The 14,025-nt window shown below is 45.0% G+C and carries 13 protein-coding genes; 9 read left to right on the forward strand and 4 right to left on the reverse strand.

The window, feature by feature from the left end; genetic code table 11:
- Window positions 1–6 precede the first annotated feature (6 nt).
- On the forward strand, window positions 7–117 hold the full coding sequence (gene cydS / locus G7035_RS27910; RefSeq protein WP_014278118.1) for a cytochrome bd oxidase small subunit CydS family protein: 111 nt from the start codon (window positions 7–9) through the stop codon (window positions 115–117).
- 210 nt (window positions 118–327) lie between these two features.
- On the forward strand, window positions 328–1,338 hold the full coding sequence (locus tag G7035_RS12575; protein WP_019688607.1) for an MBL fold metallo-hydrolase: 1,011 nt from the start codon (window positions 328–330) through the stop codon (window positions 1,336–1,338).
- Window positions 1,339–1,430: 92 nt separating this feature from the next.
- Here the strand turns inward: G7035_RS12575 and isdG are convergent, their stop codons facing one another.
- The 4 genes from isdG to G7035_RS12595 are packed head-to-tail and all read right to left on the reverse strand — an operon-like array spanning window position 1,431 to window position 4,556.
- Window positions 1,431–1,781, reverse strand: a complete 351-nt coding sequence (isdG, locus tag G7035_RS12580; RefSeq protein ID WP_016820299.1) for a heme oxygenase — start codon at window positions 1,779–1,781, stop codon at window positions 1,431–1,433.
- A gap of 1 nt (window position 1,782) precedes the next feature.
- Entirely contained in the window at window positions 1,783–2,574 is a 792-nt protein-coding gene (locus G7035_RS12585) for an ABC transporter ATP-binding protein (protein ID WP_017425964.1), read from the reverse strand.
- Complete coding sequence (locus tag G7035_RS12590) at window positions 2,571–3,569, reverse strand: FecCD family ABC transporter permease (RefSeq protein WP_025365838.1); 999 nt, start codon at window positions 3,567–3,569, stop codon at window positions 2,571–2,573. Before G7035_RS12590 ends, G7035_RS12585 begins: the two co-directional genes overlap by 4 nt.
- A 9-nt stretch (window positions 3,570–3,578) precedes the next feature.
- The gene (locus G7035_RS12595; protein WP_019688606.1) at window positions 3,579–4,556 is read right to left on the reverse strand and encodes an ABC transporter substrate-binding protein; all 978 of its coding nucleotides are present in this window, start codon (window positions 4,554–4,556) and stop codon (window positions 3,579–3,581) included.
- 399 nt (window positions 4,557–4,955) lie between these two features.
- On the opposite strand from G7035_RS12595, the gene isdC reads away from it, so the two are divergent.
- From isdC to G7035_RS12630, 7 genes are all read left to right on the forward strand, one after another.
- Complete coding sequence (gene isdC, locus G7035_RS12600; protein WP_017425961.1) at window positions 4,956–5,471, forward strand: heme uptake protein IsdC; 516 nt, start codon at window positions 4,956–4,958, stop codon at window positions 5,469–5,471.
- Window positions 5,472–5,543: 72 nt separating this feature from the next.
- Window positions 5,544–6,011 carry an NEAT domain-containing protein gene (locus G7035_RS12605; protein ID WP_019688605.1) on the forward strand — a complete coding sequence of 156 codons (468 nt, stop codon included), beginning with the start codon at window positions 5,544–5,546 and terminating at the stop codon, window positions 6,009–6,011.
- 31 nt (window positions 6,012–6,042) lie between these two features.
- Complete coding sequence (locus G7035_RS12610; protein ID WP_019688604.1) at window positions 6,043–6,540, forward strand: NEAT domain-containing protein; 498 nt, start codon at window positions 6,043–6,045, stop codon at window positions 6,538–6,540.
- A 111-nt stretch (window positions 6,541–6,651) separates the two neighbouring features.
- Complete coding sequence (locus G7035_RS12615; RefSeq protein WP_230877851.1) at window positions 6,652–11,007, forward strand: NEAT domain-containing protein; 4,356 nt, start codon at window positions 6,652–6,654, stop codon at window positions 11,005–11,007.
- Window positions 11,008–11,188: 181 nt separating this feature from the next.
- On the forward strand, window positions 11,189–12,148 hold the full coding sequence (gene isdE, locus G7035_RS12620; protein WP_019688603.1) for a heme ABC transporter substrate-binding protein IsdE: 960 nt from the start codon (window positions 11,189–11,191) through the stop codon (window positions 12,146–12,148).
- A gap of 14 nt (window positions 12,149–12,162) precedes the next feature.
- Entirely contained in the window at window positions 12,163–13,146 is a 984-nt protein-coding gene (locus tag G7035_RS12625; RefSeq protein WP_016820291.1) for a FecCD family ABC transporter permease, read from the forward strand.
- Window positions 13,136–13,969: an ABC transporter ATP-binding protein gene (locus tag G7035_RS12630; protein WP_019688602.1), complete on the forward strand. Its 834-nt coding sequence runs from the start codon at window positions 13,136–13,138 to the stop codon at window positions 13,967–13,969. The genes G7035_RS12625 and G7035_RS12630 overlap by 11 nt, the downstream gene beginning before the upstream one ends.
- Window positions 13,970–14,025: the final 56 nt, after the last annotated feature.

A 14,025-nucleotide genomic window follows, 5' to 3' on the forward strand; every position in this document is an offset into this window, starting at 1 on the left:
GTTAGAGTGGTTGCTTTCGAGCATTTTACGATCATGTATGAGTCGCCGATCATTATCGTGGTGGCGATTGTGTTTTTGTTTATTTATTCGGCACGCTTTAAAAATCCACAGGACTGACAATAACATGTGGAGCAGGCCTTCTAATAGATCCGGGAGGTCTGTTTTTGCTGTATTATCGCAGAATTTCCTTTACAGATGTGATTGAATTATACTTTACATAGTTCAGGATGTTGCATCATTTCATGATCACATTTGAGTGACAATATATAGTTAAATTGAACCGTTGTGTTTTTTGGAGAACGGGTCTGTCAGGGAGGGGGCTGCATCATGCCTAAAGTGCGTTTTAACAATATGGATCATGTAAATACCGATAAAACCATTAAGCAATTCAGACAATGGCGGCAGGAGCGACGCAGCAAAATAAAGGATTACACGTTCGTTGTGCCCAACCATCTCCCGGAGCTGGAGTTTCTGCATAGTAATCGGGAAATGGCGACGGCGACCTGGGTGGGCCATTCCACCTTTTTCATTCAGTACCTTGGGCTGAATATGGTCACCGATCCGGTGTGGGCAGAGCGTATGGCTTTTGATAAAAGATTGGCTCCGCCCGGTATTCGTATTCAGGATGTGCCACCGCTAGATATCATTCTGCTGTCACATTCGCATTATGATCATTTACATTTGGCATCGTTGCGGAAGTTATATCGTGCAGATACATTGATACTCGTCCCCTCGGGGTTAAAGTCGAAAATGATCCGTAAAGGCTTTCGCAACTGCCATGAGCTGCAATGGTGGGAGCATTTTACGGTAGGTGGAGTGCGGATTACATTTGTTCCGGCACAGCACTGGACACGGCGTACGCCGTTTGATACCAATACTTCACATTGGGGTGGATACGTTCTGCAAAGTGAGCAGCAGGTGATCGGTTCTGCCACGTCTGTTGCAGGCTCAGATGCTCACGCAGAATCAGATTCAGCGGAGGCACCTACGTTGTATTTTGTGGGAGACACCGGATATTTCCGTGGGTTTAAGGAGATTGGCGAGCGCTTTGCTATTGATCTGACCTTTATGCCGATTGGTGCGTATGAACCGGAATGGTTCATGACCTCGCAGCATGTGACACCGGAGGAGGCGTTGCAGGGCTTTGTGGATTGCGGCGCAGATCAGATGATCCCGATGCACTATGGAGCCTTTAAGCTGGCGGACGATACGCCGAGAGAGGCGCTGGATCGTCTTGAAGTGGAGCGAGAGCGCTTGGGGATTGCAAAGGAACGCATCCATGTACTGGGGCACGGAGAGACGCTGAAAATTGGGCGTCGTTGCTCAACTAGAATCTGAAGGGTTCAGTAACGTATATAAAATAAGCGACTCGGTGGACAATGAATTTGCCTGCCGAGCCGCTTTTTTTAGTTTTAGGCTACCGTCCAGAATTATACGGCTTCGATATCACTCGCCAAAGAGGAATCATTGTTCGAGATGGGATGACGAACGATTTTAACCTCATAAAATGTGATTTTGTTTTCAATAATATAGTCTGGAATTTGACGGTGGTTGTGGGATTCGCGGAACGCTTCACTTTTCGTCCAGCCTTGGAAGTTCTCTTTTTCCTGCCAGCGTGTGCTAATCGTTACTTCCTCATAATCCTTCGTGTTTTCCGTCAGCAGCACTTCCAGACCGAGGAAGCCTTCCATTTTTTCAACCTGTCCTTCTTTGTTAAATCTTTCGATGAGCAGGTGGGCATTGCCCGGTGTAATTTTAGATGTATTTGTAACGATAACCATATTAAATTCCTCCTGAATGATGTGGTATGGTCGGTATAATAACCGGATAGCCATCCTCAAATTTGATGGTAGCGTTCATTTCATAAATGTCACGAAGAAAAGCAGACGTCAAAATCTGACGGGGTTCGCCAGCGACGGCGATTCGTCCCTTTTTAAGCGCAATCATATGATGACAATAGGCCGCAGCTTGCTGCAAATCATGCAGTACCATAACAATCGTCAAGCCGGACTCGTGATTGATACGCCGCAGCATATCCATAACTTCAAATTGATGGGCGATATCCAGAAAAGTGGTTGGTTCATCGAGTAAAAGAATACCCGTTTGTTGGGCCAAGGCCATTGCAATTCGCGCTTTTTGTTGTTCACCTCCCGATAGAGTATGGAACATCCGATCTGCATAGGGCTTGATGCCTGTGATTCCCATGACATGGTCGATAATATGCTGGTCTTGTCTGGTAGGACTTGTCCTCAAACCCTTGGTATGAGGGGATCTTCCGTAAGCGACCAGCTCACGGACTGTTAATAACGGCAGCATGTCCTTCATTTGCGGCAGCATGGTAATCGTCTGGGCAAAATCACGCCGTTTGTATTCCTCTACGGGCCTTCCCAGTACGGAAACCTTGCCCTGATCCTGCTTGAGCAGCCGGGTCAAAATCCGCAAAAGCGTAGACTTGCCTGAGCCATTGGGACCGACAATGGCAGTGAGTTGTCCGGCGGGCAAGGTAATGTTCACATCGTCCAACTGGAAATATCCGCGTTGTAAGGAAAGATGCTCACCCTGAATGGCTGTCATCCGAAATTCCCCCGTTTCTTGAGCAGGATTAAGAAGAACGGTGCCCCAATGACGGCCAGCAAAATACCGACAGGCAGCTCAATTGGGTCAAACCAAGAGCGTGCCACTGTATCCGCCAGGACAACCAGTGTTCCGCCGCCCACAATGGAAAGGGGGAGGAGAAAACGATAATCTTCCCCGATGAGCAGCCTTATAACATGGGGGACGACCAGTCCTACGAACCCGATCAGCCCGGCTACACTGACTGCCGTGCCAGCGAGCAGGGCAGAGAGCAAAATAATGAGCATCCGTTGAAGCTCTACCCGCTGGCCCAGCAACTGTGCTGAATCATCACCCAATAGCAACAAATTCGCAGGCTTAATGGCAAACAAAGAGGCGATTAAGCCAATGATAGCGTAAGGAGCCATGAACTCCAGATGATGCCAGCTTCGTCCATTTAACCCGCCGGATAGCCAAGGAAGTACAGCCTGTACGCGGTCGCTGTACATGACCATTACTCCGTTGGTGAGCGCGCCCAGCAACGCGTTGATTGCAACACCAGCCAGTACAATTTTGACAGGGGAAGCCCCTCGGTCCCAAGCCAGCAGGTAAATGACGATCGCACTCAGAAAGGCTCCCAAAAAGGCGGTTACCGGAAGAAGGTAACTAAGCTGTGGAAGCATCACCATCGTAATGACGGCTGCAAGCCCACCTCCAGCCGATACACCAATAATGCCTGGGTCAGCCAATGGATTTTTCATGACGCCTTGAAGAAGTGCTCCTGAAGCTGCGAGACAAGCGCCTACCAGTAAACCCACCAACACTCTGGGTAGTCGGAGATCCATTAGGATCGTGCGATATGTGGATTCATCATTATGTAGCAAAACCTGATTGATTTCTTGAAGTGGAATCGACACCGAACCGTAGGCCAGACCGTACACAGAGACAGCTAGCAGTAAGATCGGAAGGGTAATCCAGGCGATGGTGCGTCTTCTGGTGCGCTGTAGTTTGTTCATCGTCATCGCCTATTTCGCCGGATACAGCTTTTGGTGCATCAAATCCAGCGCTTTAGTGACCCGTGTCCCCGGATTCGTCCCGAACAAATCTGAAGGTAAAACTTCGACCTGATTGTTTTGGACTGCCCTGATTCCGTTCCAAGCTGCATTTTCCTGCATTTCCTTTATAAATGCGGCTTTAACCTCTTCCGTATTACCATGGGTCATGATGAAAATGTAATCGGGGTCAGCTTGTACGATGCGTTCTGTGTTCAACTGTGCATATTGCGGGAAATTTTGCAGGCCCGGAAAATCAGCGGCGATATTGGAGCCACCTGCAACTTCCAAAATATTTCCGCCTAGAGAATTCGGCAGCGCCGCCATGTACGTGGCCGGGGCTCCGTAAACCAGCAACACCTTCGGTTTGGAGGTAGAGGCTGTTTCTTTTTGCAGCTTGACTACCTGTTGGTCAATTTGTTGGTTCAGCTTTACGGCCCCGGCCTGCTTTTGCAGTAATTGTCCGAACAGGGTAATTTGTGACTGGATATCCTGAACTGAATTGGCCCCAGTCAGCAGTAGTTGTGAACCGACTCCTTCAATAGCTGGAATGTCTTTTTCATTCATAGGATAATTGCCTAGCACGACATCCGGTTTGAGCATCGTGATTTTCTCCAGATCCACTTCATGGGTGGAGCCTATTTGCTGAACGTTTTCAGCAGCAGGTACGACGGAAGGTCCATTGGAGTTGGGTCTGCCCACGGCTGTCCCGCCTAATGCGTAAATAATATCCAGATCGCCATTGCTGAGCGCAACGATATGTTGAGGGACCTTTTGAAACGCCAACGTCCGTTTTGAAAAATCAGTAACTTGAATCGTCGCGCCGCTTGTCGTGCTTGAAGCGGTAGATACGGAAGCGCTGGCTGGTTTGTGATCTGCGGAGGTACCATTACTACATCCGGTAACTGCCAATAAAAGCGCTGCGGACGACCACAACACATAAGATTTCATGTTATTCCTCCTGCAATTTTCAAGTTAAACAATAATGATAATCATTTTCATTTATGTATAAGAGAATGATAATGAATATCACTGAGTATTGTCAATTGAAAAAAAGCAATTTTTTAAATAAATTTTGAACTAAAAACAAAAGAGAGTCATTCGAATTATAGAAGAAGGAACTACAAATTTTTATTAAAAAATAGCATATATCAAGGGATTACGTACACACAAATACATATTGACATTTTCGAAAAGTGTAAGATATATTGGTGATGGGTTTACTTGATTTTGCGAAATTATGGAATAGAGAGGTGGGGAGACAAGCTCGAAAAGAGCTATTTTTTTTAAATTATCAATTGAGAATGATAATCAATTAGTTTATTCTCGTGGGGAGGGACTGCTGTCAAAATGAAGAAGGGGTATTCTGCAATTATTGCTGTGTTTCTGCTGGTGAGTGTGCTGAGCTTTTGGCCAACTTCGTCATCTGTAGGAGCCGCTGCGGCTTCTCCAAAATTGGCGGATGGTACATACACGCTCAAATACAATATTCTCAAGGCAGAAAATGATTCGGTATCCATGGCTAATGATTATTTTGAAAAACCAGCTAAGTTGTATGTAAAGAAAGGTCAAATGACCATGCAAATTAAGCTGAATCATAGCGAATGGACAACCGGGTTTAAAGTGGATTACAAAGGTAAAATCATCGATACCAAGGTCATCCAAAAGGATGCCAAAGCCGATACTCGCACCGTGCAATTTCCCATTGCGAGTGTCAACAGCCCGTTGATCTCTAAAATCCATGTTACTGTCCCTGCTTACAATTACGATCATGACTATACGATCCGCTTCGCTTTTGATTCCAAAAGCATCAAAAAAGTTGCAGCCGTCCAGTCAGCGAAATCAGCCAAATCTTCCAAAAAGTAAATTGAAGCCATCTTTATCGTTCATAAAATCAACATAAATTCAAGCATAAAAAATTGAGGAGTGTGTGTAGATATGAATATGGTAATGAATCGCTTTGAGCAATTTTCTTTCAAGAGGGCATTCGTAGCACTGATCATGACAGCACTTGTTTTTGCACTGATGGCTCCACTTTCTGCTAAAGCAGCAGCAGCCGACGGCACGTATAACGTAGATTATACCGTTCTGAAGGATCAAACCAATGAAACTTCTCGATTGGACAGCTATCTGACGAAGCCTGCTCAGGTTACGGTAGCTAATGGCAAAAATGTTGTTCGTCTGACTGTGAAAAGCAGCAATCTGATTACGGCGTTCAAAGTAGAGCAAAATGGCGTATTGCAAGATGCGACTGTAGTAAGCACAAATACGGCAAACAACACTCGTGTCGTGGAATTCGAAGTGGCTGACCTGAATGCCAAAGTAAATGCTTACGCTGAAATTACCATCCCAGTGATTGGTTACACAGGCAAGTACGATGTACAACTGCAATTCGACGAAATCTAATCCAAAATAAAACGTAAAAGGAGATTAAAACATGAACATGATTATGAATCGTATGGAGAAATTGTCTATAAAAAAAGTAATGCTCACTGTATTGATGGCTGCGCTTGTTTTTGTGGTACTAGCCCCATTCTCAGCTAATCAAGCAAACGCGGCTTTGCCTAATGGAACGTATCAATTGCCTTATACCGTTTATAAAGATGGAACCACTGAGCCTTCTTACATGGATACCAATGGTTATGTAAAAAAACCAGCCACACTGATTGTTACGAATGGTCAATACAAAGTGCGAGTAGCTATTACTAAAAGTGCTTGGGTTACTGAATTCAAAACGCAACAAAACGGCCAGTATGTGAATGCGACTGTGGTAAGTACATCAGGTGATACAAGAATAGTAGAGTTTCCTGTAAGTAATTTTGCTCAAAAATTAAACGTTAAGTTGCATGTAAGTGTACCAAAAGAATACACTGGCGGCATTCCTTACGATCACGACTATGTTGTTCAATTCCAATTCGACGACAGTGATATCTAAGGGTTTCTTTTTGAGATAATGATTTTGAACTGAATGCTCATTTGGAGCTTAGTTCCAAAGCTCCAAATGAGTATATTTTAAGTAGGGGGATACATCACCTTGAAAAGCCGATTGAACAAATATATTACGACATTCGCTGCTATTCTAATGTTGTTTTCTTTATTTTCACCATACGCAGGAGCAACACCCGAGGATGAATCCACTTCGTCGAATTTGCCTGACTCAAGCACTACAGTGACTAGTGCTACGTATGCTACTTATGAGTATCCGGTAGAACTGCCCGGTCCATATGTTGAGCCTACCAATGCTATAACTACTACTGAAGCGACTTATGCAGATGGAGAATACCTGATTGATTATAAGCCTTTACGAAAGACAGTCAGCGGAAGCACCAAGGACTCGAGTTTTAAAACAAACTATACCTATCCTGGAGACTTGATCATTAAAGATGGAAAATACCATTTTTCATTTAAATTTGCGGAGGCTCAAGGACTTTCGAAATTTTTAGTAGAACAAAACGGGGAAACGGTTCCCGCCAAAATAGAAGTAGATTCCGGAAAAGCTTCGGGAACTGTTAGCTTCGATGTTTATGATTTTCATCAAAATGTAAATACAGAGTTTGGATTTAACAGCAGTTCTCCATGGTATGTAGATACTGATCCAGACCGTTCAGTGAAGGAATGGATTGAGTTTGATCCTTCCAGTTTGAGACTTAAAAACTCAACGGAGAATCCAACCGTTCCACCAGTGACACCGCCGGTAACGCCTCCTAGCACAGGAGAAAAATTAGCTGATTTGGACTTTACGCTCTTGAAAGATGGAACAGATGAAAAGTCTATGATGGATGGGTATACAGAGAAACCAGGCTCACTAATAGAGCGTGGAGGTAAACAATATGCCCGGTTTACATTAAAGAATAGCAAGCAAATTGATGGCTTCAAAGTAGAGCAAAATGGAGTGTTAACTGACACCTCTATTGTAAATGAAGACCAGAATGCGAATACACGAGTTATCGAGTTTGAAGTAAAAGAACTACCAGCCAAGCTGAATGCATGGGTGAGCATCAACTGGCCTGAGTTGGGCTACGTGCATACTTATAATGTAGATCTGCAGTTGGCTTCTGTACCTGTACCAACAACTTTGGCGGATGGAACGTACTCTATTAACTTTGATACTTTGCATGCAACCAAAGATCAGCCATCGGCCATGGCCCAATATCTGTTGTCTCCGGCGACTTTGACGGTATTGAAGGGACAAAAAGAAGTTTCCTTCACCATTAAAGACAGCACTACCGTAACAGAATTCAAAACAGAGCAAAACGGGACACTTACGGATGCAGACATTGTAAGCGAGGACAAGACAGCCAATACGCGTGTTGTGAAATTCAAAGTAGCCGATTTGGACGCGATTTTGAATGCACAGGTCCATGTGAGCACGACTTATCCAGGTGGGGTTTATGAGATGGACCATAAACTTCGTCTTCAGTTCGATAAAAATAGTATCACAGAAAATGGAAGCTCTCCAGAAACGACATCCAATCTGGACTTCACTCTTTTGAAGGATGGAACGAATGAAGTTTCTATGATGGATGGGTATACGGGGAAACCAGGCACCTTGATTGAACGTAATGGCAAGAAGTATGTTCGTTTCACCTTGAAAAACAGTAAACAAATTGATGGTTTTAAGGTAGAACAAAACGGAGTATTAACTAATGTTGCTACAGTAAGTGAAGACAAAACTGCGAATACACGAGTTATTGAATTCGAGGTTAAAGAAATACCTGCTAAGTTAAGCGCATGGGTAAGTATCAACTGGCCTGAACTGGGCTACGTGCATACCTATAATGTAGATCTTCAATTGGCTTCTGCACCTACATCACCTAGCTTGGCAGATGGAACGTATGCTATTAACTTTAATACCCTGCATGCAACCAAAGATCAGCCATCCGCAATGGCGCAATATCTGTTGTCTCCAGCGACTTTAACGGTAGCAAAAGGACAAAAGGAAGTTTCCTTTACCATTAAAGACAGCACTACCGTAACAGAGTTCAAGACAGAACAAAACGGGACATTAACGGATGCAGATATTGTAAGCGAGGACAAGACAGCCAATACACGTGTTGTGAAATTCAAAGTAGCCGATTTGGACGCGATTTTGAATGCACAGGTCCATGTAAGCACGACCTATCCAGGTGGGGTTTATGAGATGGATCATAAGCTTCGTCTTCAATTTGACAAAAACAGCATTACGAATGCTCCAACCCCGGTTGATCCTGGGACGCCAGGTACACCAGGCACGCCTGGAAAGAATTTAGCTGATGGAACGTATTCAATCAATTTCGATGCGTTGCATGCAACCAAAGATCAAAAATCGGCCATGGCGCAATATTTATTGTCTCCGGCTACGCTGACGGTATCGAAGGGCAAGTATGAAGCCTCCTTTACGATTAAAGACAGCACCACCGTGACAGAGTTCAAAACAGAACAAAACGGGACGTTGACAGATGCAGATATCGTTAGTGAGGATAAGAATGCGAATACACGTGTTGTGAAATTCAAGGTGGCCGATTTGGACGCTATTCTGAATGCACAGGTGCATGTGAGCACGACCTATCCAGGTGGGATTTATGAGATGGATCATAAGCTTCGTCTTCAATTCGATCGCAGTAGCATTACAGCTAAAGGACCGGATAACGGAACCACAACTCCAGTTGAAAATGGCAGATACAGCATTGATTTCTCCGTATTCAAAAATGGAAGCAATGAAATATCTGTGATGGATGGATATATGCAAAAGCCAGCTACACTGTTAAAACAGTCTGGTAAAAATATCATTCAAATTAAAATGGACAAGAGCAGTTGGATTAAAACGTTTAAAGTAAATGGTTCTGAAGCTCAGGTGGTTGAACAGTCCACCTCTGCAGACACAAGAACAGTACAATTTGAAGTACCTAATCTGTCAGATAAAGTTACAGTGAACACGCATGTCATCGTACCTGGATTAGATTTGGGTGGCATCCCTTATGACCACGTATATGATGTGCAGTTCCAATTCGAGCCTGCCACCATTCGCAGCTTTGTTGAGCCTACCTCTTCAGGGGCGGCTGATCCTATCGTTAAACTGGATTTTGACAAGCTTGCCAATGGGAAATATGCATTAAAATTCACCATTGTGCTGCCAGATGGCATCACAGGATCTGAATCTCCGGCTCAACGCTTCATCACTAATGAACCAGCGCAATTGGTCGTGGAAGGCGACAAACGGTTTGTAGGTCTGAAGCTGCAAAACAGCAATGAAGTTAAGGCGCTGCGCATTTGGGATAACGCAAGTGGAGGTTATCAGGATGTAGAAGTGACCCGGGAAGATGCAGCAAGTAATACGAAGGACGTTCGTTTCAGTGTAAGTGACTTTAAGAACAACGTAAAAGGTCAACTGGTTGTCTACGAAGCTTCAAAAGTGGCAAGTAGCGCTCCGATGGTTTTCAAGGCGGAGGATCGAGTAGAAAAGGTATATGATTTTGAATTTAAATTCGATACCAGTAATGTATCTTATCACAACGAAACAAAAGCAGACGAAGTAGAACAGGGGAAAAATAACTTAGCCGATGGAGAGTACACGGCGAACTTCCGTGTGCTTGCAAACGGAACGGACAAGGATTCTTTGGTGGCTCCATTTGTACAGAGTCTGGCGAAGTTGATTGTGAAAAATGGTAAGGTCCAGGCTCATGTAACCGTAACAGACAATCAGGCTTTGAAATTATTCCAAACGGACTTTGAGGGCCGCTACGCGAATCCGACGATTGTGGGTGCCGACACAAAAGGTGATACACACACAATTGCCTTCGAAGTACCCGATCTGGATAAAAAGCTGAGTGTGTACACACAGGTATATCTGCCTGAGAAATACATTTTTAATGAGAAATTCGGCGGACAGATTCAATTTGACCGTGCATCGCTCAAAGGTGAGGGAGTTAATGCAGCTACAACTGCAACCGCTACTGAATCGGCAGCAGCTTCTACGGACAAAGCAACAGAAACGACCACCTCGGTAGCTGAAGCAAAACCAGCAGTTGAGCAACCAGTTCAACCTGCTTCCGAGAAGCAATACACGATCAATTACAACGTATTTAAAGACAAAACGAATGAAGCGTCCGTTATGGATGGTTATCTCGATAAGCCAGCCACATTGATTGAAAAGGGAGACAAGCGCTATATCCAAGTCACTTTGAAAAACAGCTCTTGGATGCCGACTCTACAAGTGGAGCAAAACGGTACCCTAAAAGATGTGGAAGTGATCTCGACATCCGGTGATACACGTATCGTTCAATTTGAGGTAGGGGACTTGTCTCAGAAAATCAGTGCTTACACACACGTTATTGTGCCTGGTTTGGTCCTTGGCGGAGTACCGTATGATCACTGGTATACGGTTCAGTTCCAATTTGATGAAGCAAGCCTAAAGGTGAAATAATCTCAGGTTATGACATCAATGAAGCCTAAATAACAGCAAAGTTTGTATGCGAGCAAGTCTTGGTGCCCCGGCATCAAGACTTGTCAGCATTTACATACCCGAGGAATTTGCAAAAATCCACCCGAAAAAATTGGGACTCACGCTGTTGCTCTATATTTTGAATTGAGGTGATTGGATTTTTATGAAACAGTATGCAGCTTTGGCTCAAAGGAAAGCGTTTGTTTTCTATGTGTTAATCGGCATCATGATCTTGTTGCTGGCCGGATGTTCCGGGGGAGCACAGGCTGGACAGAACCATAGCGATGGTTCGACTTCAACGGCAGCATCAGATGCAACCGGAAAGTCCTCTGATGATAAAACAGCAACTCCACGTATTGTGGCGACTACAGTAGCCATTTCTGAAATTACGGATGCGCTGGGCTTGGATTTGGCTGGCAAGCCAACAAGCACCAAAGTATTGCCTGATCGTTACAAGGATGTTCCTGATGTGGGAAATCCGATGAGTCCTGATATGGAAAAAGTAATGTCCTTGAAACCTACAGATGTGCTTTCGGTGACCACACTCAAATATGATTTGGAGCCTAAGTTTAAGGACCTGAACATTAATGCTGAGTTTTTGAATTTTGAAAGCCTTGCGAATATTCAAAAGGAAATTAAAAAGCTGGGAGACCGATTTGATAAAGCTGAAAAGGCGAAAGAGATTAATGGGGCCTTGGATGCCAAAGTTACTGAGATTCAGCAAAAAATTAAAGGCAAGAAGTCTCCTAAAGTACTAATTCTACTGGGTGTTCCGGGAAGCTATCTGGTGGCTACCGAACATTCCTATATTGGGGATCTGGTGAAAATTGCAGGCGGGACAAATGTGGTTCAAAGTGAGAAGGTGGAGTTCATAGCCCACAATACCGAAGCCTTGCAGCAATCCAATCCTGATATCATTTTGCGTGCTGCACACGGGATGCCGGATGAGGTCGTAAAAATGTTCGATGAAGAGTTCAAAACTAACGATATCTGGAAGCATTTCAACGCTGTGAAAAAAGGGCATGTTTATGATTTGCCTGAACCGTTGTTTGGCACCACAGGGAATTTAGCGGCAAGCTCTGCGCTGGATGAGCTGATGAAAATGCTGTATCCTTCGAATTAAAGGAAGCTGATGACATGTCCAAAAAATTATGGAGCCTTATTGTTGTAATTGTCTTACTCGTCGGTGTCATGCTGTACTCAGCGATGACAGGCAGCCTCAAGGTGAATTTGAGTCAGTTGGTGGCCGGATTGTGGACAGGCACAGATGATCAGGTGAATGTGGTCAAGGATCTTAGACTACCGAGAATTATCGTAGCTGTGATGGCGGGTGCAGCCCTTGCAGTGGCGGGTGTTTTGCTGCAAGCCGTCATGAAAAACCCGCTGGCAGATTCCGGGGTGATCGGCATTTCTTCGGGAGCGGCCTTGGTCTCGCTGATCGCGGTGACCCTCTTTCCGGCGCTTTATTTCTGGATGCCGTTCTTTTCATTTATCGGCGGTGCGTTGGCCTGCCTAATGGTCTACGGATTTTCATGGAAATCTGGCTTGCATCCCATTCGACTTATTCTGATTGGGGTGGCAGTAAACGCCATCTTTTCCGGCCTAGGTCAGTCGTTTAACTATCGGGGCAGTTATGCGGTCACCAGCATTAACCAGGTCACCACCTCAACCTTGTCTATGAAAAAATGGGTAGATGTCGAGGTGATTGTGACTTATGGCGGAATTGGTTTAATTTTGGCCATGCTTGTCTTCTCTTGGTGTAATTTCTTGTCCCTTCAAGATAAAACGGCTAAAAATTTGGGCCTTAACGTGACACGTGCACGACTTTTAATTTCTGTGATAGCAGTGCTGCTTGCAGCAACGGCTACAGCTATAGCAGGAGTAATTGCTTTTATCGGCCTGCTCGTTCCGCATTGTGCCCGCTACCTGGTTGGCTCGGATCATAAGTGGCTGATTCCGTTTTCTGCCTTATGCGGCGGTTTGCTGCTGTTGCTTGCGGATACGCTGGGGCGAACGGTGCTTGCTCCCAATGAAATTCCGGCCTCTATTATTATGGCAGTCATTGGCGGACCATTCCTGATATTCCTGATCAGAAAGGCGGATCGCACCTATGGACATTAAAAATATAACCTTCTCCTATGATCGAAAAACAGATCGTCTACATGCGATCAATGCTGTTATTGAACGGGGACGAATTACTACGATTATTGGGCCCAATGGATGCGGCAAATCGACACTGCTCAGTGTGATGTCCAACAATGCCGTTCCTCGCAAGGGCGAGGTGGTTCTGGATGGCAAGGAGATAGCCCACTACAAGCCCAAAGAACTAGCCCGTCAATTGGCGGTAGTTCATCAGCAGAACGAAGCGCCCTCTGACCTGACAGTAGAAAAACTCGTCAGCTTCGGAAGACTGCCTCATAAGAGCATGTTCACATCCAGCCGGGACGAGGACGAGGAAGCATTGGAATGGGCTATAGCCTGCACCAATCTGGAGGAACGCAGGACACATACACTGGATCAGCTCTCAGGAGGAGAACGGCAGCGTGTGTGGATTGCAATGGCCTTGGCACAGCGAACGCCGATTTTATTTTTGGATGAGCCGACCACCTATCTGGATATGTATTACCAGCTTGAGATTTTGGAGCTTATTCGGCAGCTCAATCAGGAGCACGGACTGACCATCGTGATGGTGCTGCATGATATTAATCAGGCTATTCGGTATAGTGATGTGATGATCGCTATGAAAGAAGGACGCATAATAGCGAATGGTTCGCCTATAGAGGTCGTTACATCCGAACTGATTCAGGCAGTCTATGGTGTGAAGGTAGTCATAAGACAGGACGAGGAGGCGGGCATGTATCTTATTCCGATAGGCGTCGGAGATTCCGAACATTTACACGCACAGAGAGAGTGTAAGGTATCTGTCCTTGAGTTATCTCATTGAATTTAAAACATAAAAATGGTTCTGATCCAGGTGTTTGTCAGGTGACAATCGTGAGG

This window comes from Paenibacillus polymyxa (assembly GCF_015710975.1).
In the GTDB taxonomy this organism is placed as follows: Bacteria; Bacillota; Bacilli; order Paenibacillales; family Paenibacillaceae; genus Paenibacillus; species Paenibacillus polymyxa.